Here is a 23,017-nt window from a genome sequence, read left to right on the forward strand (position 1 = left end):
CAGGCGGGCAGAAGCCGTCCGTGACGGCAACCTGCCCGCTACACTCCCACCGCTCGACGTTTCCCCAGGTCAAGCCACAAAGTACTGCTGGAGTACTAGGGCGCGTATTTGGTTGTGATCAATAGGTGGTCCAGGTGAGGTGCTCAAGCCAGATAAGGTGCCCCCGAAGTCAGGCATGAGGGGGATCTCGTTGGAGCGACGGAAGCTGATCGGGATCGGGGCGGGGCTGGCGGTCCTACCCGCCTGGTGGACCCTGCGTCAGGTGGCGAACGGGGCCAAGAGGGACTGGCACACCGACACCACACCGCTGGAGCGGGCGTTCCCACTGCTGGGCCCGCTCACCGACGCCAAGTGGGTGAGCAGCCGGGACAACGATCGCGGCATACCGTCGCCGGAGCTGGTGATCTCGGGCTTCGCCCGGTTGACACCAGGGAAACTTGCCGAGCTGACGGCGGCCCACGCCTTCGTCTCCGAGGGGCCGGTCGGTGAATTCTCCTCGTGGTTCGAGAAGCCACTCAAGGGCGAGGGGCCGGAGAATCCCCAGTGGATCCGGTCGCACGAGCTCGACCGCGACGGCAGCGACTACTCCACCAAACTGTTGTTTGACCGGCGCAGCGACACCGTCCGCTTCTGGGCACTCAACCCGTACGTCTAGGGCTCATCGATTGTGATCAATGGGCGGTCCGCGTGAGGTCCTTTATCCAGATTGGGTCGTTACCTGCTGGATGGACGCCATGATCGTGGGCCAGGGCAGCTCTCGAACTTCTGGGCCCTCACGAGGTCCATACAGTGGCCAGATATCAGGGCCGTAGACGAGATTCACGTCGGCCTTCCGCAGCGACTCGATGTGCCCCTGCCATGCCGGATGCCTTGCATGAGCTGCGTTGACCCGGGGGAACACCACGACGGGGACGCCGATCGTGCCGAGCGCCTCACTCACCTACGTCAGGGCTTGGTTGTCGGCGATGCCCGTCGCTAGTGCCCTGCGCCAGGAATTCGTTCAAGATATGAGGCGAGGCGTTCGAGGATCTCGTCGGCGGTCCTGGTCCAGGCGAAGGGCCGTGGATTCTCGTTCCAGGTCTTGATCCAGTCCCGAATGTCCTTCTCCAGCGCGTGGACGGACTTGTGGACTCCGCGTCGGAGTTGCTTGTCCGTCAGAAGGCCGAACCACCGCTCGACCTGGTTGAGCCAGGACGAGCTGGTGGGGGTGAAGTGCAGGTGGAAGCGGGGATGGGTGGCCAGCCACTTCTGGATCGCCGGGGTCTTGTGGGTGGCGTAGTTGTCACAGATGAGGTGCACGTCCAGGTCGGCGGGCACCTCCTTGTCCAGCTTGGTGAGGAACTTCTTGAACTCCGCGGCCCGGTGTCGGCGGTGGAGCGAGCCGATGACCTCGCCCGTGGCCACGTCCAGTGCGGCGAACAGCGTGGTGACGCCGTTGCGCAGGTAGTCGTGGGTGCGGCGTTCCGGCCTCCGCTTCTGGAAGTAGCCGCAGGCCAGCCAGAGCCAGCGAGAGGACACCGGGATGAGGCGCGGCGCGTGCCAGATCCGTGCCAGATCGAGCGGTCAACCACGGTCAATTGGGGTGTGAGGCGGTGCAGGCACGTGCTGACAGGCTTGGCCCTGCTGTACGGCTGTTGACCAGGCAAGTTCGTCCTGTGGTCGGCGCCAGGCTTACAACGCAGTGGTCGCGAGCTTCTGGGCAGGTCATGATCTGCCCATGGACGAGTACACCTGGCCAACGCGCCGACCCAACGTGCCGGGGCAGTCGCCAGAGGAAGTCTGGACAGCGCCCCTTGCAGTCCTCCCTCTGGGAGCCTCCGTCGCAGGAGAAGTGATCGGACGCCAGCCCTTCGGTGTCTTCATCCGGGTCGACGGAATTCCGGGCGCCATAGCGCTGGCCGAGATCATTGCCATGCCCGAGGGGATGGGACTGCCCATTCTCGGGGCCCGCATCCGCGGTGAGGTAATCGGGCACGCTGAGCACAACCACCAGGTGAGAGTTCGGCTGCACGAGTCGGGAGCGTCGCTTGGGTGATCACGTCTGGGCCGTGATTGGGAGCGATTGCTGCCCGGCGGCCGAAGGGCACCTGACATCCAAAGCTGACATCAACGGCGTTGGACAGTGGCAGCGTTGGGCGGTCTCCGGCGGCGGTCCTCTCCGGGAGACGGCCGGAGTTCAAGGCGCCCCGGCTGAACTTACAAAGCAGATGTCGGCGGTTCGAAACCGTCCGCGCCCACCAGCCAGAACGCCCCCGCTGCGGGGGCGTTGACGGTAGTAAGTGACGGCAGTTCCTCAGGCGCATCGCGTAGCGGTGGGCTGCGTGAGTAGAAACTTTCTCTACGGGTTCAAGTGCCCGCGCACGGCGCGGGTGCGTGCCGCCTCAGCGGCGCGGCCTGCCTCTGTCTTCGCCCCGGCTGGCCGCGCCAGGCGGCGCGCTGCGTGCTGCGGGTGGAAGCGAGGAAGTCGTCCGCGGCTCAGGGACATGCCTCCGGCGGGGGCGCTCAGACTCCGGGATGGGAGGGGCGCCGTTCGCGAGTGCCGGCCGGATCGTGGCGAGCGTCGTGGGCTCCCATCCCGACCACCTTCGACCCAGGCAGAGCCGAGCAGTCGCGGCCCAGGGCGTCAAGGAAGCTGATCGGAAAATCGAGGTTCGGGAGGGCAGGCGGCAGAACCTTGAGGCTCTTGTACGCGTATCGGGACAGGGGTCGTTTCACTGCGCGGGGGCTGATGCGGAGGCGACGGGCGGGCGTGAGCTGGTCCAGGACGGCTCGGCCGATCGTTCCGACGAGGTCGATCACGGTGTCGGCGATGATGCCCGCAGCCCGGATGATCTGATCGCGGGCGCATCGGAGCGCGACGCTGAAACTGCCCCGGTCCGGGTCCGCTCCGGGTGTGGTCTCGATGGCGTCGGCGATCGCGATCCGCAGGGCCTGGTAGGCACTCAGCAGGGAGTAGACCTCCTGGGCGATGCCGGCCCAGGTCTTCGAGCGCAGGACTCGTCGGCCCAGCATCGACTTCTTGATCGCGAAGTAGGCGGATTCCACTTCCCATCGCTCGTGATACAGGCTGACCAGGTCGGATGCCGGGTATCGGTGGTGGTCAAGGAGGTTGGTGGCCAGTCGGTAGAGCCCTGTGTGACGTCCCTGGCTGGTGGTGATGGTGATCTCGCACTCGATGATGCGGACCTCGATGCCTCCGAAGCGGGAGAGGTAGGAGCCGTCGTCGAAGCGGGCGAGGACCGGGGGCTTGCGGGCGGCCGAGACGCGCGACAGGAAGGCGGCCTCGGTGGCGGCGACGCCGGCCAGGAACGTATTGCTGGAGAAGCCCCGGTCCAGCAGGACGATCATTCCGGCGTGAAGGGAGCGCGTCAGGCGCTTGCCGTAGACGGTCTCGCCGCTGGACCGGGGGCCGAAGGCGGCGTCCAGAACCGCGCGGGTGCCGCAGGCCACCAGCGCGGTCAGGCAGATCTGCGGGTAGCCGGAGGTCGCGTACTGGTTGGTGCCCTTGCCCAGGCGGGCCCGGTGCAGCGGGCTGTCGGGGACGTCGAGGTAGGTGCCGTCGATCGCGACGGTCAGCAAGCCCTTGAAACGGGCGCCGACGGTACGGATCGCCGTGGCCGGCCCGCGCAACAGGTCGAACAGGGCACGCATGGGGCGGACACCGAGACGGGTCCGGGCGTCCCAGAGCGCCGTGCCGGTGACCTTCGCGACCGGTATCGCCTCCAGCGCGGCGGTGAGCTTGCGCCAGACGGCCAGGTATCCGCAGTCCTCGAACAGGGCTGCGGCCAGCAGCAGGTAGACCACCACCCGGGCGGGAATCTTCCGCAGTCATTGCTGGACGGCACCGGTCTCGGTGAGGGCCGCATCGACCATCTCGAACGGGACGATCTGGGTGAGTTCCCCCAGGTGCCCGGGGGCGAACAGGCCCTTGGCTAACGTGATTTCACGCGTGATGACACACTGATCGGACAGCGGAGCCTCCGGTGCTGTGAACGGTTGTCTTGGTCGACTGCCAGTTCTACCGGGGCTCCGCTTCTCACGTCCGAAGTCGCCGCAGATCAGAGCGCACTTGCGAACGCCTCCGGAGCCGTAACTTCACGGCCTTGTCCTAAAGCGGGTGTCGACCCGCCAGTCGAGCGCCGTTGCGGGGCCGCCTTCGGGCCGTCTGCGGGCCGTCCGAGGGCGCCCAGGGGCGATCGACGCTGACAACCGTTGACGGGCTGATCGCAGGTCAAACGGCTGCTGGTCCTGGTCATCCCAGGTCAGCGGAAGCCCGATTGACTTCCAGAAGAACTGATCGAGCGCCCTAGTAGTGCTTGGTCAGGTCGGTTGTGGTGGTGCGTGTCCTTCTGGCCCGGTGTGGCGTTGAGAGTGTGTGACTCCGGACGAGATTGCTGTGGTGCGTGGTGAGTTGGAGACGTTCGCGGCGGAGGTGTTCGAGCCGTTCGCGCGCAAGGATCAGCGCCGGTGGGGGCAGGTCTATCTGCGGGGGCTGCTGGCCGACGGCAAGCGTAAGTCGGTCGAGCCGATGGCCGCCCGCCTGGGTGAGGACGGGAACCGGCAGGCACTGGCCAACTTCATCACTACGAGTCCCTGGGACCCGGCACATATCCGGGCGAAGCTGGCCTGGCGGATGGAGGGGGTGATCGGACCGGAGGCCCTGGTCTTCGACGACACCGGGTTCCTCAAGGACGGGACGGCCTCGGCGTGTGTGTCGCGGCAGTACACCGGCACCGCGGGCAAGGTCACCAATTGCCAGGTCGGCGTCTCGCTCCACCTCGCGTCCGACCACGCTTCGGCGGCGGTCAACTGGCGGCTGTTCCTGCCCCAGACCTGGGATCCCGCCTCACCGAAGGCCGATGCGGGCAAGGTCGCCCGCCGCACCGCCTGCGGCATCCCCGAGGATGTCGGGCACGTGGAGAAGTGGCAGCTGGCCCTGGACATGCTCGACGAGATCCGCTCCTGGGGACTCGAGGTGCCGCTGGCCATCGCTGATGCCGGATACGGCGACGCCGCCGCGTTCCGGCACGGACTGCAGGATCGCGGCCTGAACTACGTGGTGGGGATCTCCAGCACGCTGTCGGCCCAGCCCGGCAACGCGGTCCCGGTGGCCGAGCCGTACTCGGGGATCGGACGCCCGCCGGTGGCGAAGTATCCCGGCAAGCCGCGGTCGGTGAAGGAGCTGGTCATCGCGGCGGGCCGGAAGGCGGCCAGGCCGGTGCAGTGGCGTGAAGGTTCCCGGTCCGGCACCGGCCGGTCGGGCCGCAAGCGGATGTACTCCCGCTTCGTGGCCCTTCGTATCCGGCCCGCCGGACGCGAGGTCCTCCAGAACGTCGACGGCCCGGAGCTGCCGGAGTGCTGGCTGCTGGCCGAATGGCCTGCCGGCGAGAGCGAGCCGGTGCAGTTCTGGCTGTCCGACCTGCCCTCCGGCATGCCGTTGACCACACTGGTCCGCCTCGCCAAGCTCCGCCGGCGCATCGAGCACGACTACCGGGAGATGAAGCAGGCCCTGGGACTTGCCCACTTCGAGGGCCGGACCTGGGGCGGCTGGCATCACCACGTCACCCTCGTCTCCGTCGCGCACGCCTTCTGCACCCTGCGACGACTGGCCCGGGCCCCAAAAGACCCAGCGCCGGCCTGAGCCTCTACCAAGTCGTCCGCGAGTTGCAGACACTACTCGCGGTCTGGACCGGCGCTTGCCCGACCTGCCACCGCGACATACCAGCACCAATACACACCTGACCAAGCCCTACTAGGCACCCTCGGTCGACGAGCCCCCAGTGCAGCCGCCACCAGGCGGCGGGCTAGGGCTAGTGTGCGCCTTGTGAGGGGGCAGGGGTGACGGACAAACCGAAATGGCAGAACCATCCGGTCTGGTACCTGGTGTTCATGGTGCCGCAGCTAATATTCGTGACCTCCGAGGACGATGCAATCAGTCGTTTCCTCGAGGCGTCGGGTCTCGCGCTGTGGGGAATCCTTTGTGGGCGCGAATTGGCGAAGCGGGCCGCGTACCGGAGGACTACCGCTGAGGGCACGGTCGCGGCGGACAAGAGACGCCAGTGGCGCGAACGTAGCCGCAACACCTAGGCCGCAACCCGAACACCTCAAGGCCCTCCTCCGACCGACTCTGTCCTCCCAGCGGTCGCTGGCTATGAGCGTCGGCTGCTCCGTGAACGCGCACCCTCGGGTACGCGCGGGAGATCGCATCGGGCGCACCTCACGGCCGCGCCCGGTGCAGCGGGTCAGTGGACCGTTTCGCGGCCCGCTCCGTGCACGCCTCGGTGTCGGCGCAGGCGCGAGGGAACCATGAGTACGCGGCCCCGTTGGTCGGCCGGGCGCGCTGCTCTCCTAGATCGATGTCGTCCCCCACCGTGAGGGGATGCCGGCACCAGACGCAACGCCACCCGCGGCGCTGCTGCTCGGTGAGCTCGTTGACTGGCGGTAAATCCCTCACGGTCATGGCGTCCCCGGTTGTCTCGTCGGCAGTTCCCTGACGGTACGAGCGGGCGCAGCAAACGAGGGGCAGCAATCCTGCCCCTCGTTCATGGGTTCGAACTATGCGGCGAGCAGCCCAAGTTGGTCAGCCAGCGCCGCAGCCCGCTGGCGCCGAGCCGGGACCCGAGACTCCGTCTCCTCCAGCACAATGCGCCGGGCGTAGCCGTTGTATTTGATCGTCTCCGGGGCGGCCTTGTGCGCCTTCTCCAGCGTGGCGAGCGCGGTCTCCGCCTGCCCGTCGAGTTGGTACGCGCGAGCCTCCTCGATCCGGTGCCGGGCCAGCCTCGGCCGGGACGGAATCGCCGCCGTGTCCGCGGCCACCGCCTGCCGCACGGACTCCCCGTCGGCGCGCAGCTCGACCGCGACTGTCACGGCGTGGGCGCCCATGATGGCCTGTGAAAACGACGTGATCGGGTGGTAGTACGTCGGGTTCAACCGGCGGGCGGTGGCCTGTGCCTTGTCCCACCATCCCCACGCGGAGCCGTTCTCTCCGCGGCGGGCGGCGGTGTATCCGGCCTCGAACTGGAGGGCCCCGGTGATGGCGACGGTGCGGTCATCCGCGTCGGGGAGGAATCGCTCGAGGTAGCCGAGCGCCTCCATGGTCATGGCGTCTGCGGCGTCGAAGTGCGACGGGCCGCTGTCGCGGTGCGCCTGCGCGGCGAGCCACGCGGCTACGCCGATTGCGTGCGGATCCTCGGATTCCTGCGCTGCGACCATGCCGCGCTCGGCCACCCGCCACAGAAGGGCGCTGTCTGGCTGGTACGCCACGAAGAACTGCGACAGGGAGTAGACCTCGGAGAGGACGGCCTGCGCCGCACGTCGGTCCGTTGCCGAATCCGATTGCCGCACGGTGAGTTGGGCGTCGCGAATCAGGCCGGGCAGCAACTCGCCGATGACCTCACGGTGGTTCGCCGCCTGGTGCCGGGCCGCCCATGCTTTCGCGAGGCGTGCCGCTAGGTGCTTCGCTGACGGGGCCTCGCGATCCCCGCTGAGGGCCAAGGCGTTGACCGCCTCCCGGACAGCAGGCAAGCGTGAGTGCCCGGGACCGATGAACAGGTCCACCGGGGCGCTTTGGTCGCCTGTCAGGTCGGAGAGGTCCCGAACTCGCAGGAGCTCAGCGATACGCAGGACTACTGGGAGTTTCGGCATACCGATTTGTCCTGCTTCAACTTGCTTCACCCACGACGGCGACATGCCCAGTAGGCCAGCCACAACCGGACGGCTCATTCCGCGCTTGGTTCGGAGGATCTGCATTCGCTGGCCGAATGCCATCGGGTCGGCGTACGGGGCCGGGGTAGCATCATCTGGCATGGCCTTGCCCCTCTCTGAACAGCTCGTCACTGTCAGGGTATGGGGCAAGGCCCTTTCTGTGGGTGGCCTCGGATGATCCTGTCCGCGCGGGCTGTATGACAGTCGGCCCGGCGGCGCTAGCGTTGGGTCCCGTGATCATATGGCTCAACGGCACCCACGGCGCAGGCAAGACGACGACCAGTGCACTCGTGCAGGAGCTGATCCCGGATTCACGGGTGTTCGACGCAGAGAAGGTCGGCGAGACGCTCATGGACATCACGCCGGGGCTGCCCTGGACGGGCAACTTCCAGCACTGGCCGCCGTGGCGGCCGCTCGTCGTCGAGACCGCCCGCCGCGTACTCGACTACACCGGCGGAACTCTGGTGATGCCCATGACTGTCCTGGTCGAGCAGTACTGGCGCGAGATCAGCACGGGCCTCGCCCAACATGCCATTCCGGTACGGCACTTTGTTCTCCATGCTGACCAAGACACCCTCCGCGGGCGCATCGAGGGGGACACTGTTCTTGGCCCCTCCCCATTCCGTCTCGAATACCTTGAGCCCTACGCCGAGGCGGCCCGCACGTGGCTACACGGCGAGGCCGAGGTCGTCGACACCACGCACCTCACGCCCGCCCAGGCCGCCCTACAGATCGCAGAGGCCGTCAAGAGCTGAGGTCCGCCCGCCGCGCGAAAACAGGTGCAGGTGGCAACAAAGAACGACCTCCCGGTCTCGAGTGGTACGAACAGGCTCAACCAGGGGCCCGCTCAGTCCAGCACCGAGGTGTCATCTATCCCGAAAAGTCGCATCGGGCCAGGCTTTCAGTACCCGCCCGGCGTCCGCTTCGTCGGTGAGCGTGATGCGGGCGCCATCCCTGCTGCCGCGCTCGCCTATCCACCGCGCGTACTTCCGCTCGGCCGTCCTTGAATTCCAGCGATCGACGCAACACGGGGGTCAGTGTGAGGCGGGCGCGAGCAGTTTATGCATGCGCTCGGCTGGGGTTTCCCAGCCCGAGCGTTTTGCGTGGGCGGCTGTTGAGCTCAGCGGCCACGGCGTCCAGCTCCTCGCGGGTGTGGGCAGACAGGTCGGTGCCCTTGGGAAAGTACTGCCGCAACAGGCCGTCGGTGTTCTCGTTCGAGCCGCGCTGCCAGGGGCTGCCCGGTTCGCAGAAGTAGACCGGCATGTCAGCCGCGGTAGAGAAGACGTGGTGGCGTGCCGTCTCGTTGCCCTGGTCCCATGTCAGGGACCTCTTCAACTGCGGCGGAAGCGACTTCACCGTGTCCGCCAGGGCGACGTGGAAGTGCTCGGCTCTGTGCCCGTCGGGTAGGTGCACCAGCATCACGTAGCGAGTGGTTCGTTCGACGAGGGTGCCGATGGCGGATCTGTGACTGGGGCCGACGATGCAGTCGCCTTCCCAGTGGCCCGGGACGGCACGGTCTGCGACTTCGGCCGGCCGTTCGCTGATCATCACCATGGGCGTGGAGAACCGGGGCTGTCGCTTGTTGGACTGGCGGTGCGGCTTGCGGCGAGCCCGTCCCGTGCGCAGGGCCCGGGCGAGGTCCCTGCGGAGCTCGCCCCGAGCCTGGACGTAGAGGGCTTGATAGATCGTCTCGTGGACCACGTGCATCTCCGTCACGATGGACCCCAAGTGCAGAGAACCTGGAGATCTACCACGGATGTTGACGATTGGCCCAACGCCGGGTGGCACCGCCCCAGCCACACGCTGGTTCGCGCTTCCGACCGCTGGCTGCAGCGCGCTGTGCGCTGCAGCCAGCCGGGGCGAGGACAGAAAGGAGGCCGTGCCTCTGAGGCGCGTCATGGGGTGCAGGCCTTGACGAGGTGCTGAAACTCTTCTTACCGTCCACGCTCTTGCTCGGCCGTGGTGACCCGCGGTGGCCTGGTCGGACTGCAAGTTGGAGTGGCGGTACAGCAGCGCAGTACCGCAACCTCAGCAACCACCCCCGTCCGCCACCGTCTCTCCGAGGTTCTGTAGCGGCCGGTATGGCCGTTACTGACCGATCTGGCTAGAGCTACGGAACAGAAGGTGTCCGCGCCCGATCCGTGCCCGGTCGGGCGGGGAACCACGGTCAAGCACGGGTGCCAAGGTGAGCCCTAGAGTGGTGGCTCAGCGGCTTGGGTAGTTGGTATCTATTGGGTCGCGATCAGCGGCACGGCGGGGCAGGCTGTCATGATGGTCAGCCCCTTCGTCAACATCCAGCGGAACGTCGAGGACGGCCCGTACTGCTGTCCCTGCTGCGGCTTCCTGACGCTTGATGAGCGCGGAAGCTACGAGATCTGTCCCGTGTGCTTCTGGGAGGACGATGGGCAGGGCGACCACGATGCGGACCGGGTCCGGGGCGGTCCGAACGGCCGGCTGAGTCTCACGGAGGCACGTCGGAACTTCCACGACATGGGAGCCTGTGACGAGCGGTCTACCAAGTTCGTCCGTGCCCCTCTGCCCGACGAGCACCCAACGGTCTGACATCACCAACTGACATCAACATCGCCAGATGACGACGGATCTCGGCGTCCAAAGTTGGATTCCGATTCGCCCGGCAAGCACGGGCCCGAGCAACCCGCACGGCCCATGGAGCGAACTCCTGGTTCAGCGATCAGAATTGGGTCGCCTGTGGGGGGAGTGGCCGTAGTGGCCGCCCATGGATTGGAGCGCCGGGGGGCTTCGAGGAGTTCGGGCGGAACACGCAGCTGGGCTGTCCGGGGCTTCGAGGCGCTCGGCGGCTAAGGCCAGCACAGAGCTCGGGGTCCCCGGGTTTGCGGCCGCGTGCGATCACCCGCGACGCCCGCCACGGCGAGTTCGAATGGCATCTCCATGGCTGCCACGCGGCGCTTTCGGCGGCGGGGCCCAACCCGGCGCGGCGCGCGCACCTGCCGTGATCCGGCAGATGCCCAACCGCGTGAAGCCGCTGCACGCACACCTCGGCCGTCCCCCACGGGCACCCGTCGATCCACCGGACGGGCAGCCCGCACTCGGACGATCCGTCAGACCGCTTCCACCACCATCGCGTTGGCGAGTCCACCCGCCTCGCACATCGTCTGCAGGGCGTAACGGGCGCCGCGCTCGCGCATCGCGTGGACCAGGGTGGTCGTCAGGCGGGTGCCGCTCGCGCCGAGGGGGTGGCCGATGGCGATCGCGCCGCCGTGCACGTTGACCTTGGCGAGGTCGGCGCCGGTCTCCTGCTGCCAGGCCAGGACCACGCTGGAGAAGGCCTCGTTGACCTCGAACAGGTCGATGTCGTCGAGCCGCAGGTTCGCCCTGCGCAGCACCTTCTCGGTCGCCGGGATGACGCCGGTGAGCATCAGCAGCGGGTCGGAGCCGGTGACGGCGAAGCTGTGCAGGCGGGCGAGGGGACGCAGGCCGAGGCGGGCCGCGGTCTCGCTGGAGGTGATCAGGACGGCCGAGGCGCCGTCGTTGATGGGGCTGGCGTTGCCCGCGGTGACGTTCCACCCGATCTGCGGGAAGCGCTCGCCGAAGCCGGGATCGTAGTAGGCGGGCTTGAGGCCGGCCAGGATCTCCGGGGTGCTGCCGGGCCGTACGCACTCGTCGCGGGTGACGCCCTCCAGGGGCGCGGTCTCGGCGTCGAACAGGCCGGCATCCCAGGCGGCGGCCGCCTTGTGGTGCGAGGAGACAGCGAAGGCGTCCATCCGCTCGCGCGTGATGGACCACTTGGCGGTGATGAGTTCGGCGCTGATGCCCTGCGGGACGAGGCCCTCGGGGTAGCGCTCGGCGACTCCGGGGCCGAAGGGGTCCTTGCCGGCGGGCACGTTCGACCACATCGGCACCCGGCTCATCGACTCGACGCCACAGGCGACGACCAGGTCGTACGCACCCGAGATGACGCCCTGCGCGGCGAAGTGCACCGCCTGCTGGGAGGAACCGCACTGGCGGTCCACCGTGGTCGCCGGGACCGTCTCGGGGAAGCCTGCCGACAGCACGGCGTACCGAGTGGTGTTCATGGCCTGCTCGCCGACCTGGTCGACGGTGCCGCCGATGACGTCGTCGATGAGAGCGGGATCGACGCCGGAGCGCTCGACGAGGGTGCGCAGGGTGTGGGCAAGGAGCTCCACTGGGTGGACGTGCGCGAGGGCGCCGCTCGGCTTGCCCTTGCCTATCGGCGTGCGTACGGCTTCGACGATGACTGCGTCACGCATGGTGCGGGCCTCCTGGCCGCCGGGGCGACGGGCGGGCCGCCGTCGCGATTATCAATGAGTTGGAAAATCAAACTCACTATAGCTCGATGACTTGGAAATTCAAACCACCCTGGTCTGGACGTCATGGCCGCCACGAAAGATCCGCGCCCCTGCTCCATCGCCGACCGTCGAGCCCGGCGGACGTATCCTCCTGACCCCCTGACGCCCGTCGTGTCCGAACACCGGCACGGCCCCAACTGCCGTCGAACGAAGGAAAGTCTTCGGTCAGGACGCGCCCGTGAGAGCCTGCGCATCCGCCTCGGGCTCCTTCGGCGCGGCGGACGCCGTCCGGCCCGAGCCGCCGCCACGGCTGAGGTGTACACCGGTCGCCGACGTCGACAGGCCCAGTACGGCGGCTACGCACCACACGATCCGGAAGTCGGGACGTGAGGCGGCACCTCCGTGGGAGCTGACCACCGCGACCAGGACGGCGACGCCGACCGTGACCGAGATCTGGCGGAAGGAGTTGACCAGCGCCGACCCGGTCGCCGCACGGTGCCCCGGCACGGCAAGCACACCGGCGGCCACCAGAGTGCCCAGGGTCAGACCGATACCCGCACCGGTCATCACCTGGCTGGGCAGCAGGTCACGCAGATAGTCCGGCGTGACGGACGCGAAGCACGCGAGCCAGACCATGCCGCCGGTGAACAGCAACCCGCCCGCGGCGACCAGCGGACCGTGCCCGAAGCGCTGCCCGGCGCGGGCGGTCAGAAGGGTGACGACCGGCACGAGGGCGGGGGCGGGGACCAGGGCGGCACCGGTGCGCAGCGCGCTCCAGTGCCAGACCTCCTGGCACCACAGCACGTTCGACAGCAGCCTGATCGCGAAGGCGACGCAGAAGACGAGGGTGCCCGCGTTCGCCGCTCCGAAGCGCGGCAGCCGCAGCAGGTGCAGCTCGGACAACGGGTGAGGGTGCCGCAGGGACCTGAGGGCGAACGCGGCGCCGCTGACCACGGCAACGGCCAGGAGCAGTACGGTCCTGCCGCTCGTCCAGCCCCGGTCGGGTGCCTGCACCAGTGCCCCGGACAGTCCCGCGACCGAGGAGATGACCAGCAGGGCGCCGAGGAGGTCGGGCAGCGGTCCGGCCTCCCGGGCGGCCGGCTTCGGCAGGACCGATTGGCTGGCGACGAGCGCCGCGATGCCGATGGGCACGTTGACGGCGAAGACCCACCTCCAGTCCACCTCGGTCAGGAGGCCCCCGGCGACGGGCCCGGCGGCCGCGGCGAGTCCGCCGACCGCAGCCCGGCTCCGGGTGGTCTGGGTACGGCGCTCGGCCGGCACTGTCGCCAGCAGCAGGGCCAGGGATGTCGGAATCTGGGCGGACGCCGCGACGGCCTGCACCGCCCGGGACATGACGAGGGTCCCCAGGTTCGGGGCCAGGGCACAGCCCAGCGATGCGAGGGTGAAGACGGCGATGCCGGTGAGGAAGACCGGCCGCCGGCCTATGCGGTCACCCGCACGCCCGGCCACCACCAGCAGCGCGGCGAAGGTGATCGCGTAGGCGTTGAGGACCCACGACAGCGAACCGAGGGTCGCACCCCCGCCGCCCCCGGAGAAGGTCGCTCCCGGCGGCCGTTCGAGGGTGCTTTGAAAATCGAAGCATCGTAGTCATGGCGCAAGCCAAACATGGAGTGATTTGGAAATCAAACCCTGCCGGGGTGATACTGAGGCCGTGACCACGCGCATCGATCCCCAGGACATGACCGGACGCCCCTGCTCGCTCGCCGCCGCCCTGCAGATCATCGGAGACCGATGGGCCCTGCCGGCGATCCGCGAGGTCATGCTCGGCAACCACCGGTTCCGGCAGATCGCCAGGAACACCGGCGCCCCCACAGACCGCCTGGCGGCGCGCCTGAAGGCGCTGGTGGAGAGCGGCGTCCTCGAACGGCGCCCGCTGCCGGACGACGCACGCTACAGCGGCTACTACCTGACGGAGGCGGGGCGCGATCTGGGAGGCATCACCCGCGAGCTCATCGGCTGGGGCGACCGCTGGGTCGTCACCGCGCCGCCCAGCCGGATCCGTCACCGGGACCACGAACTCGTCACCCATACGGTCTGCGAGACCTGCGGCGAGCAGGTCCACGCCGAGGAGGTCCACCGGGAGGAGCTGACCCCCGGCTGGGACCGGTCCGGCCCGGTGCAAGCCCCGTAGACGGTGCGGTGGTCGTCGATCGCGGCGCGGTCGTCGGCCCCGAAAGTCTCGCGGATCTCCCGGTCGTTGTCCTTGATCCGCTCGCCCAGGGCCAGGAGCTGGCGAGCCACGTCGCGCACCGGTCGCCCTGCCCAACGGCCCTCGCCGGCCAGTGCGGTGGTCTGGACGGGGCGGCTGCAGCCCGCGGTCTGCGCCGCGGACCACCTGGCCGAGCGGGACCTGCTCGCCGACGGCTTCACCACCGCAGCCCTCTCCTGCATCGGCTCACCATTGACCGCCGGCATCTTCGCTGTCGCCCGCCGCCGGGGGAACGGTTGGCGTTTGAATGTTGGTACGCCGTCGGGGTGTTGTGTGACAACCAGGGCCGCGGCGGCCGCAGCTCGCTCGGCGTCAGACGATGACTCAACGAACCGATACGCCTCCCACATGGGACGAGCGCACACAGGTGACACCTTCCTGGATCGCATCGACGAGCCGAAGCACTGTGACTACGCCGGTGACACGGCGCGAGCCAAGTGTGAGGGCGTGTCCGCGGAAGACGTTCGCAAGGCCCCGCTCCCGAGTTCCCCACTGATGACGATGTGCGGGCGACCACGACCTGTACTCAACTGCCAAGCGCCCCATTAGTGACGGCCGCCACGTGGACCTCCGCTGGGTGATCCTCCACCTCATTTCTATGTCCTCACCATCGAGCGGACTGCCCGGTACTGACCATGATCGCTCGCGTTCCGGGCGCGGACTGGTGGGTGACCGGTGAGTGGCTGGTTGGCCGTGTCGGCGGGCTCTGTGGTCCTCAGCATGCCTGTCGAGTATCTGTCTGCCGAGCAAGAGGCCCGGCATGCGCAGTTCGCCGCCGCGCCCACACCGGGAGAGCTGGAGCAGTTCTTCCGCCTGGGCGCGAAGGCCCTGGAGTTGTGCAGTGGGCACGGTGCGGATGCTGGACACCTTCCTGACCGAGGACCCCACCGCGGTCCGGGCCTCAGCCATGCGGATCCCGCCGAGGCAGATCTCCACGGCAAATGCTCGTCGGGGCTTGACGTGGACCCCGACGCCCCATCACTCTTTCACTACTTGATTAGTTAAAGGGGGGTTGTTGTGATCGAATACCGGATCGACCGGGGGACCGGCGTAGCCACTTACCTGCAGATCGTCCAGCAGACGAAGCAGGCCTTGCGGCTGGGCCTGCTCGAGCCGGGCGACCGGCTGCCCACCGCCCGCGAGGTTGTCGAGGCAACTGCCATCAACCCGAACACCGTGCTCAAGGCCTATCGCGAGCTGGAGCGCGAGGGCCTGGTGAAGGCACGACGCGGCCTCGGCACGTTTGTGCAGAAGTCGCTGGGGGCGGCAGCGACTCAGTCGCCGCTCGCCGATGAGCTGGCCGACTGGATGAAGCGAGCCCGCACGGGGGGGCTCGCTCGCGAGGACGTCGCCGCACTGTTCAGCTCCATTCTGGAGCAGGAATTCACCGAGGGAGAGCAATGAGCAAGGAACCAGCTGCGCTTGAGGCGCGAGGGCTCGTGATGCGCTACGGCCGCCGTCGCGATCCGGTCCTGCGGGACTGCTCCTTCCGGCTGCCCGCCGGTCGGATATGCGCACTGGTCGGCCCGAACGGCGCCGGCAAGTCCACGCTGCTGGCACTGGCAGCAGGGATGCTCCGCCCGACGCAGGGAACGCTGCGGGTGCTCGGGGCCGGCCCGGCCGAGTCCCGGCCGCGGATCGGCTACGTGGCGCAGGCTCGTCCCCTGTATCCGCAGCTCACCGTGGCGGCCACGCTCCGGCTGGGCGCCGAACTCAACCCGGGGCGCTGGGACCAGGAGGCCGCGGAACGCGCCGCGTACGGCGCTGATCTGGATCCGAAGACCAGGATCCGCACCCTCTCCGGGGGCCAGCGCACGCGAATCGCCCTCGCGCTGGCTCTCGGTAAGCGCGCCGAACTGCTGCTGCTGGACGAGCCGATGGCGGACCTGGATCCGGTCGCTCGCCACCAGCTGATGGGCGCCCTGCTGGCTGTGGCCGTCGAGCACGGCACCAGCGTAGTCATGTCCTCCCATGTCCTTGCCGAACTGGAAGACGCCTGCGACTACCTCCTGCTGCTCGGTAGCGGGCAGATCAGGCTCGCCGGGGAGAGCGAGGACGTCTTGACCGCGCATGCACGCCTCACCGGCACCTCGCCCGACTTCGCACCGCACACCGTCGTTGAGTCCAGCGCGACCGGCCGCGGCCACACCGCGCTGGTGCGCCCGCAGGGCCCAGTCGATGCGGCCTCATGGCTGGTCGAGCAGCCCTCCATGGAGGAGCTGATCCTGGCCCATCTGCGCAACCCCGGCGCTCCCGCCCTGTTCACGGGGAGCGCCTCGCCCGCACCGAGCCAGGAGGCTGTCGCATGACCACTCTCTCGCACTCCCCGCGCCGCGGCCTGACCTGGGCGGTGCTGCGGCTGAACCGGGTGCCGCTGTGGGTCTGGGCGGTGATGGTCATCGCCGGGGCCGGCGGGCTGATCTGGCTCTATGAGCTGGGGCAGGAGGCTGCTCTGTACGACGCCTGTGGTGGCACAGGGATGCTGCAATGCGCCACAGAGATGCGCTATGGGGGTTCTGAACTCCAGTCCGCCCAGCTCCTCGCCTGGCTGCCGTGCGGCATCGCCGCCTGCGCAGGCGCTGCGCTGATCGGCCGCGAACTGGAAGACGGCACTGCCGCCTTGGCGTGGACCCAGTCCGTGTCCCCGGTCCGCTGGCTCGCCGCGAAGCTGGCTGTCCCGGCGGTGGCACTCCTCGGTGGCATGGCGGCGCTGACCCTGATGTTCCGGTGGGTGTGGGTGTCCGGTCCCGGTGGCGGGGGCAACCGGTGGAACAGCGAATACTTCCACGCCGCCGGACCAGTGGGCCCGGCGTACGTTCTGCTCGGACTGGCGCTCGGTGCGCTGGCGGCGTTGCTCACGCGGCGCACCCTTCCCGCGATGGGCCTGACCTTGGTCGGCATCGGGTTGGCGTACCACCTGGGCGACAGAGTCCGGTCTTCTCTCTGGCCGGCGAGCGAGGTGCGAGGCCCGTGGGACTCCACACTCAACCATGTCGATCAGCTCGAGCGCGGGATGATCATGGAGTCCGGGGAGCAAGTCAGCGGTCTCGACTGCAACGACCAGGCCGTGCCCGGCGACCTCAGAACGTGCCTGTCGGATCACGGGGCAGTCGACTTCTACGCGAAGATCCACCCGACCTCGCACTACTGGCCGATCCAATTGGTCGAGACCGGCGTCGTCCTGGCCCTGGCCGCCGCCGCGGTGGCCGCCGCGTTCTGGGTGCTGGGGCGCAGGCTCCCTTGACCGGCTGCTCCGGGCGCGGGTTTCCATGACCGTCTGCGCCCAGAGCTTGCCTCAAGCCGGCGGACCCCACTCCGCGATGCGTGGGCACCGTCCTGTCCAGCCACTTCGACAGTGCTCTGCCAACGTCACTGAAGCAGGACGCGGGCTCGGCCTACCAGGCGCTCGGTGCCGCCCGGCAGTTGGGGCCAGCAGTCCGGGAGGACTTCATACGCGTGCACTGGGGCCAATTCCCCTCCGCGGTCCAAGTCTGCGGCGAATACCCCACGCAGGCCGAGGCGGAACGAGCCTCCCGCGCCATCCTCGCCCTGCTGGGTGCGCACCTGGTGGGCGATGTGCGGGCCGAGCTCGCTGCCCGGTTCCCCGAGACGCTGGCGCTGGAAGCTAGGCCAATTCGTTGGTGGTGGCTGCGGCGGCAGGGAAGAGGCGCTGGACGGCGGCGACGACGGCGGCGCGGCGGGCTGCCAGGGAGGTGTTGCGGACCTGGTCGCCGGCCGCGTCCACGAGATCGAGTTGTCCGGCCCAGGCCATGGCGATCTGGTTGACCAGGACGAGGATGTCAATAGGGTCCCAGGCGGTGTCCAGTTGGCCGACGTCCTGGGCCTTGCGCAGCAGCTCGGCCTTGCGGCGGACGGTCTTCTGGGTGACGGCATCGGCGGTGCTGCCGGCGAACTCCAGTCGGCCCCAGGTCATGAGCCGGTGGCGGTCGGGGTGGCTGACGAAGTAGTCGTGGACCCGCCCGGCGTATTCGGGCAGGTCGGTGGGGTCCAGGCGGGTCGCCTCGGCCACCAGGGCCATCTCGTGCTCGGCGACGAACTGGTAGAGCGCTTCCTTGCTGCGGAAGTAGGCGTAGACGCGTTCCTTGCTGGTCTTCGCGGCTTTGGCGATGCGCTCGATGCGCGCTCCGGCGATCCCGTGCTGGGAGAACTCGGCCGTGGCCGCGGTGACGATGCGGTCGCGGGTGGAATCTGCGCTGGTCGAGGACGGCATGCCCTCAGATTACCCGACCGAACCGTTCGGTTTGGCGTGCGCCGGAGCAAGGCATACGGTAGAACCGAACCGTTTGGTTTGACTTGAGGAGTACGTCATGCAGCACAGGACACTCGGCAGCCAGGGCCTTGAGGTCTCGGCGATCGGCTACGGCACGATGGGCCTGACGATGGCCTACGGCCCCGGCGACACCCAGGAGGGCGTCGCCGCCATCCGGCGCGCCCACGACCTGGGAGTCACTTTCTTCGACACCGCCGAGCTCTACGGCTTCGGCACCGGGTCCAACGAGACCCTGGTCGGCCAGGCCGTCGCGGACTTCCGCGACGACGTGGTCCTGGCCACCAAGTTCGGCTTCGACCTGTCCGACCCTGAGCGGTTCGGTCACGCCCTCAACAGCCGTCCCGACAACATCCGTAAGGTCACCGACAACAGCCTGCGCTACCTCGGCGTCGACCACATCGACGTCCTCTACCAGCACCGCGTCGACCCGGACGTGCCCATCGAAGACGTCGCCGGTACCGTCAAGGAGCTGATCGATGCGGGCAAGGTGAAGTACTTCGGCCTGAGCGAGGCCGGCCCCGCGACCATCCGCAAGGCGCACGCCGTGCAGCCGGTCTCCGTCTTGCAGACCGAGTACAGCCTGTTCGAGCGTGACGTTGAGCAGCTCTTCCCCACGCTCGACGAGCTGGGCATCGGCTTCGTCGCGTACTCGCCGCTGGGGCGCGGCTTCATCACCGGCACGGCGAAGCCCGCCGGTCAGTACGACGCCACCGACATGCGCAATATCGACCCGCGCTGGCAGCCGGGCAACTTCGAGAAGAACGTCGGCGCCGTCAACCGGCTCGCCGACCTCGCGGCCACCAAGGGCGTCACGGTTTCGCAGCTGGCCCTGGCCTGGCTGCTCGCCCAGGGCGAGCACATCGTGCCCATCCCCGGCACCCGCAGCTCGAAGCGCGTCGAGGAGAACACCCGCGCCGCGGGCGTCACGCTGACCGACGCTGACCTGGCCGCGATCGACAAGATCCTGCCCCACGGCGGCTTCGGCGCCCGCTACGCCGAAGCCGCCCTGCCTACCTGGGTCTGACCTCGGATCACTTCGCCCCCAGCCACATGAACGCCGCCGGGGCTCTTGCCTTCAGGGCCCCGGCGGCATCTCACACCCGGCATCGTTCCGACGATCACAATGAAGGGCCTGGGCTACGTGCCTGTCGCGTGCGCAGGTGGGGCCGGCTTTTGTGTGTCGGCGGTGATGACGCCGGCGATTCCCTCAGGGGGCATCGTGCGTCTTCATGGCGGTTCAGGGTCCGCGTTCACAGCGGACGGGTGATCTTCTGTCTCGTGGCATGCGCCAGTGTGTCCTCACTTTGCTGCACCGGGCGGGTGCGGGGCCCGGGCGCTAGAACGCGTGCGGGCCAAAGCGGCCCCGGACGACCACGGCCGCCAGTGCCAGCAGGACGACGTTGATGGTGATCATCTGGAACTCTTTGCGGCGACCGTGGGCGACGGCCGCGCCGATCACCAGTGCCACGAGTCCGGTGGCAGCCACTGGCGTCAGGATCTCCGCGACGTCGACGAGCGACGGAAGGATCAGGCCGAGGACGGCGAGGACGGCGAGGACTTCGAGGGCGCCGATGAGCTCCACCGGTCCGGCACCGAAGTCCTCGGCAGCATTCTGAGGTGGGCATCGAGCACCTCCGAGACCTGCACCCAACTGCGCAAGGCCAGTGGCACCGTGATCTGAGCCCGCCATTGTACCGCCCCGACTGCGTGCCGCTGATCTGCGAACTGGTCCATGGGGGGCGTGGCTTTGGATTGCGCTGGTTGTCGGAGCCGGATGTGGGCTTCGGCGTCGGTGGTGCACCAGTTCAAAGACGAACCTTGGCCACACCGAACAGGCGTGGCGCAAGTTCAGCTCTGTGTCGGCTGCGACAGTCTCAGCGCCCATGCTGACTACGCGTCGGGAAACAGTTTGGTGAGCGCGTCCCAGTCGAGGAGTTCGGGTTCGGTGCCCAATGGTACGAGGCTGCACGTGTGGGAGAGCCAGCGGATCAGGGCGGACCGGTCGATCGTGAACAGCGCATGGGCTTGTGGGTGACCTAGACGCAGGTGGACCTGACCGTCGCGCCCAGAGCCACAGACGGGCCACAGACGGACGTCGCCAACGCCCGTCAGCACACGCGTGCCCGAGATCAGTACATCGCGTGAAACGTGCCAGGCGACCTGCGGTGCGTTCGGAGGCCGGAAGACGATCTGAACGGCAAGCGGATCGGCTGCGGAGTAACGGAACGTCGCGGCTACGGGAAAGCACAGGGAACGACGGACTTGGTGCACGCGCGCCTGCCAGGTGAGAACACGACGGGAAACGCGCGTGGCGGCTGAACTGTCCTGCGTCGTCATACGGCACCAACTCCCACCTCGGTCGTCGGCTCCGCCGGCGTCTTCCTTGCTTCTGGCCGCCGCCCGCTCGATCACTCACGATGGTTGTGTGGATAACGTGACCGGTCGGACAGCGGTCACACCGTCGGAGGCAACGCCCCGAACCTGCCTGGGCATCAACCATCCCCAGCCGCTCGGTGCGTTGTCCGGACAGGTTGGTGACGCGGATGGCTGGGGTCTGAGCGTCGATTCTGGTGTCTGGGCGAACGGCTGGAGCGGTCCTCCATGCCTGCCAGGCCGTGCGCTCGGTAGCGGCTGGCCCACCGGCGCGGTGGTGTGGCTGACCTGGAAACGTTCTGCGGCCCGCCGCAGCGGCCAGCCGTCTTCCACGACGCACCGGGCCAGACGCAGTCTGCCGGTCGGAGGCAGCGGGGCATTTCGGTGGGACACGAGGGTTCCCTGCGGGTCAGTGGAGATGTCGCAATCCACACCGGACCCAGAAGGTCCTCATCCGTACAAGCACCACGAAGCGCATGTCGCCCGCCACTGACATCCTGGGACAAACAGCCAGGACGTGTTCAGATGCGGTCACAGTGCCCGCCGTATCAGGGCTAGTTGGACGGTCGCCTCAGTAGTGGACGGCGAGCTTGATGCCCCTATGGATGTAACCAGTTGGTGCTGGCGCCAGCGCGTGCTTCCTGAGCCGGATGATGTACTGCATCGGATGGCTTCGCGCGTATTGCCCTCGGTGGGGGTTCAAACAGTTGGCTGGGTAAGCGGTGGGAAAACGGAGCCAGTCTCCCGCCATGGCGAGCGTCGTTCCGCCCTTCAAGGAGGCCGTTGAACGCTAGAAGATCAATTCCAAGGGGTACGTGCTCGTGCGTGAAACGAGGTTCGTGATCGTTTTGTGACGATCGACCTCAGCGTGTGCGAAGCAGGACCGGGGCCGGGTCTTGCAGCAGCCCTTGGCCGACACTAGGGTCTGCCGGGTGACTGCCGGGTCGGCCATGGGCCACGTATCAGTGAGGCACCCGGCCTTGGCATGAGCACGAGGCGGGCCCGAGCCCCGCCTTCTCTTCGCGTCTTCCTTCCGGCGCCTGCAAACGGCGCTTCATCCCACGGAACCCAAGACCGGAGAGGCACCACAGATGACGCACAATCAGCAGCACCACTATGAGCCGCTCATCACCACCGCCCAGCTCAATCACACTGCCGTCTATGCGACGGACCGATACCTGTCGGCCGAGTTCATCGCCGCGATCCTGGGCCTGGAAGTCGCCTCCCCCATCGGGCCCTTCCTACCCGTCGACTTGGGCAATGGTGTGACACTCGACTTCTACGAGAAGCGCGACGAGCCGATCCAGTCGCAGCACTACGCGTTCCTTGTGCCCGACGAACAGTTCGACGCCATGATCGCTCGCCTGGAGGCGGTTGGGGTCACCTACTACGCTGACCCCAACCACACCCAACCCCGTGAGATCAACCGCCTCTTCGGCGGCCGCGGCGCGTACTTCGCTGACCCGGACCGCCACAACATGGAGATCATGACCAGGCCCTACGCCCGCCCGTAATCGAATAGGTTCACTGGTCTTCGGTTCATACCGCGTTGGCGAGGGGGCGTTCGTCAGAGACCAGGTGGCTGCGGCATGCGCGGGCTCACCCGGGACATCTCTGCCCGTACCTGCCGCAGCAATCTGGCTACAACAGACGGCTGCGCAAGGCTGCCGACCTGCTCCGCAGGGTCACACGGATCCTGGCCGCGAGCACCTCGGCGTGGAGCGACGACGTGTGGGTCGCGGACTCCACACCCGTGGAGTGCGGCCGCTCCCGGGTGACCGCCAAACGGTCCGACCTGGCCGGATGGGCCGAGTACGGCTACTGTGCCAGCCACAGCCGGTTCTTCTGGGGCCTGCGCCTGCACCTGGTCTGCACGCTCCAGGGCCTGCCCGTGGCCTACGCTCTCACCGGCGCGAAGGCAGACGAGCGCGAGACCCTGCTCGACCTCCTCGCCACCGAATCCGATCTCCTTGGCGACCGTCCCGGACAGACCCTGATCGGCGACAAAAGCTACTTCGGCCGCGTCTTCGAAGACGAACTTGCCGGACACGGAGTCCAGGTGCTGCTGATGGGGCTTCTTGAATTTCCCCACCCCTCGCTCAGAGGCGGACGGACCTGCTCAGCGGAATC

Annotated in this window: 18 protein-coding genes and 7 pseudogenes; 15 read left to right on the forward strand and 10 right to left on the reverse strand. The window is 68.1% G+C overall.

What is annotated here, in order from left to right; genetic code table 11:
- The first annotated feature begins 190 nt into the window (after nt 1-190).
- On the forward strand, nt 191-655 hold the full coding sequence (locus ACWCP8_RS26340; RefSeq protein WP_451118520.1) for a hypothetical protein: 465 nt from the start codon (nt 191-193) through the stop codon (nt 653-655).
- 320 nt (nt 656-975) lie between these two features.
- Here ACWCP8_RS26340 and ACWCP8_RS26345 read toward each other — a convergent pair.
- Nucleotides 976-1,476: pseudogene (locus ACWCP8_RS26345) on the reverse strand (IS630 family transposase); the annotation flags it as partial.
- 241 nt (nt 1,477-1,717) lie between these two features.
- Here ACWCP8_RS26345 and ACWCP8_RS26350 point away from each other — a divergent pair.
- Nucleotides 1,718-2,035: a hypothetical protein gene (locus tag ACWCP8_RS26350; protein WP_451118522.1), complete on the forward strand. Its 318-nt coding sequence runs from the start codon at nt 1,718-1,720 to the stop codon at nt 2,033-2,035.
- A 467-nt stretch (nt 2,036-2,502) separates the two neighbouring features.
- Here the strand turns inward: ACWCP8_RS26350 and ACWCP8_RS26355 are convergent, their stop codons facing one another.
- On the reverse strand, nt 2,503-3,828 hold the full coding sequence (locus ACWCP8_RS26355) for an IS4 family transposase (RefSeq protein WP_451118642.1): 1,326 nt from the start codon (nt 3,826-3,828) through the stop codon (nt 2,503-2,505).
- Nucleotides 3,829-4,375: 547 nt separating this feature from the next.
- Between ACWCP8_RS26355 and ACWCP8_RS26360 the strand changes: the two genes are divergently transcribed.
- Together ACWCP8_RS26360 and ACWCP8_RS26365 are read left to right on the forward strand one after the other, a co-directional pair.
- Nucleotides 4,376-5,641, forward strand: coding sequence for an IS701 family transposase (locus tag ACWCP8_RS26360; protein ID WP_451118524.1), 1,266 nt, complete (start codon nt 4,376-4,378; stop codon nt 5,639-5,641).
- A 197-nt stretch (nt 5,642-5,838) separates the two neighbouring features.
- Nucleotides 5,839-6,087: a hypothetical protein gene (locus ACWCP8_RS26365; protein WP_376268586.1), complete on the forward strand. Its 249-nt coding sequence runs from the start codon at nt 5,839-5,841 to the stop codon at nt 6,085-6,087.
- A gap of 468 nt (nt 6,088-6,555) precedes the next feature.
- On the opposite strand, the gene ACWCP8_RS26370 is transcribed toward ACWCP8_RS26365, so the two are convergent.
- Nucleotides 6,556-7,806 carry a helix-turn-helix domain-containing protein gene (locus ACWCP8_RS26370; protein ID WP_451118526.1) on the reverse strand — a complete coding sequence of 417 codons (1,251 nt, stop codon included), beginning with the start codon at nt 7,804-7,806 and terminating at the stop codon, nt 6,556-6,558.
- 131 nt (nt 7,807-7,937) lie between these two features.
- Between ACWCP8_RS26370 and ACWCP8_RS26375 the strand changes: the two genes are divergently transcribed.
- Nucleotides 7,938-8,459, forward strand: a complete 522-nt coding sequence (locus tag ACWCP8_RS26375) for an ATP-binding protein (protein WP_352269397.1) — start codon at nt 7,938-7,940, stop codon at nt 8,457-8,459.
- Nucleotides 8,460-8,738: 279 nt separating this feature from the next.
- On the opposite strand, the pseudogene ACWCP8_RS26380 reads toward ACWCP8_RS26375, so the two are convergent.
- Nucleotides 8,739-9,414, reverse strand: a pseudogene (locus ACWCP8_RS26380) (IS30 family transposase); the annotation flags it as partial.
- Nucleotides 9,415-9,975: 561 nt separating this feature from the next.
- Here ACWCP8_RS26380 and ACWCP8_RS26385 point away from each other — a divergent pair.
- Nucleotides 9,976-10,266, forward strand: a complete 291-nt coding sequence (locus ACWCP8_RS26385) for a CPCC family cysteine-rich protein (RefSeq protein ID WP_451118528.1) — start codon at nt 9,976-9,978, stop codon at nt 10,264-10,266.
- Between the two features lie 518 nt (nt 10,267-10,784).
- Here ACWCP8_RS26385 and ACWCP8_RS26390 read toward each other — a convergent pair.
- Complete coding sequence (locus tag ACWCP8_RS26390) at nt 10,785-11,954, reverse strand: thiolase family protein (protein WP_352269395.1); 1,170 nt, start codon at nt 11,952-11,954, stop codon at nt 10,785-10,787.
- Nucleotides 11,955-12,218: 264 nt separating this feature from the next.
- Nucleotides 12,219-13,520, reverse strand: a pseudogene (locus ACWCP8_RS26395) (MFS transporter); the annotation flags it as partial.
- A 145-nt stretch (nt 13,521-13,665) separates the two neighbouring features.
- On the opposite strand from ACWCP8_RS26395, the gene ACWCP8_RS26400 reads away from it, so the two are divergent.
- From ACWCP8_RS26400 to ACWCP8_RS26425, 6 genes and pseudogenes are all read left to right on the forward strand, one after another.
- Nucleotides 13,666-14,145 (forward strand): winged helix-turn-helix transcriptional regulator, encoded by a 480-nt coding sequence (locus tag ACWCP8_RS26400; protein WP_352269394.1) that lies wholly within the window; start codon nt 13,666-13,668, stop codon nt 14,143-14,145.
- A gap of 397 nt (nt 14,146-14,542) precedes the next feature.
- Nucleotides 14,543-14,902 (forward strand): annotated as a pseudogene (locus ACWCP8_RS26405) (hypothetical protein).
- Nucleotides 14,903-15,240: 338 nt separating this feature from the next.
- Entirely contained in the window at nt 15,241-15,627 is a 387-nt protein-coding gene (locus ACWCP8_RS26410; protein WP_352269391.1) for a GntR family transcriptional regulator, read from the forward strand.
- Entirely contained in the window at nt 15,624-16,532 is a 909-nt protein-coding gene (locus ACWCP8_RS26415; protein ID WP_352269390.1) for an ABC transporter ATP-binding protein, read from the forward strand. The genes ACWCP8_RS26410 and ACWCP8_RS26415 overlap by 4 nt, the downstream gene beginning before the upstream one ends.
- Entirely contained in the window at nt 16,529-17,467 is a 939-nt protein-coding gene (locus ACWCP8_RS26420) for an ABC transporter permease (RefSeq protein WP_352269389.1), read from the forward strand. The genes ACWCP8_RS26415 and ACWCP8_RS26420 overlap by 4 nt, the downstream gene beginning before the upstream one ends.
- Before the next feature lie 212 nt (nt 17,468-17,679).
- Nucleotides 17,680-17,781, forward strand: a pseudogene (locus tag ACWCP8_RS26425) (DUF2267 domain-containing protein); the annotation flags it as partial.
- Nucleotides 17,782-17,848: 67 nt separating this feature from the next.
- Here the strand turns inward: ACWCP8_RS26425 and ACWCP8_RS26430 are convergent.
- Nucleotides 17,849-18,454: a TetR family transcriptional regulator gene (locus ACWCP8_RS26430; protein ID WP_352269388.1), complete on the reverse strand. Its 606-nt coding sequence runs from the start codon at nt 18,452-18,454 to the stop codon at nt 17,849-17,851.
- A 97-nt stretch (nt 18,455-18,551) separates the two neighbouring features.
- On the opposite strand from ACWCP8_RS26430, the gene ACWCP8_RS26435 reads away from it, so the two are divergent.
- The gene (locus ACWCP8_RS26435; RefSeq protein WP_352269386.1) at nt 18,552-19,538 is read left to right on the forward strand and encodes an aldo/keto reductase; all 987 of its coding nucleotides are present in this window, start codon (nt 18,552-18,554) and stop codon (nt 19,536-19,538) included.
- A gap of 312 nt (nt 19,539-19,850) precedes the next feature.
- On the opposite strand, the gene ACWCP8_RS26440 is transcribed toward ACWCP8_RS26435, so the two are convergent.
- From ACWCP8_RS26440 to ACWCP8_RS26450, 3 genes and pseudogenes are all read right to left on the reverse strand, one after another.
- A complete protein-coding gene (locus ACWCP8_RS26440) occupies nt 19,851-20,096 on the reverse strand; it encodes a DoxX family protein (protein WP_451118532.1) in 246 nt (81 codons plus the stop codon).
- A gap of 308 nt (nt 20,097-20,404) precedes the next feature.
- Nucleotides 20,405-20,851, reverse strand: coding sequence for an SsgA family sporulation/cell division regulator (locus ACWCP8_RS26445; protein ID WP_352269384.1), 447 nt, complete (start codon nt 20,849-20,851; stop codon nt 20,405-20,407).
- A gap of 173 nt (nt 20,852-21,024) precedes the next feature.
- Nucleotides 21,025-21,280 (reverse strand): annotated as a pseudogene (locus tag ACWCP8_RS26450) (helix-turn-helix domain-containing protein); the annotation flags it as partial.
- A 698-nt stretch (nt 21,281-21,978) separates the two neighbouring features.
- On the opposite strand from ACWCP8_RS26450, the gene ACWCP8_RS26455 reads away from it, so the two are divergent.
- Nucleotides 21,979-22,401: a VOC family protein gene (locus ACWCP8_RS26455; RefSeq protein ID WP_352269383.1), complete on the forward strand. Its 423-nt coding sequence runs from the start codon at nt 21,979-21,981 to the stop codon at nt 22,399-22,401.
- A gap of 44 nt (nt 22,402-22,445) precedes the next feature.
- Nucleotides 22,446-22,952, forward strand: a pseudogene (locus ACWCP8_RS26460) (transposase); the annotation flags it as partial.
- Between the last annotated feature and the right edge of the window lie 65 nt (nt 22,953-23,017).

It is taken from the genome of Streptomyces sp. NPDC002206, assembly GCF_053593595.1.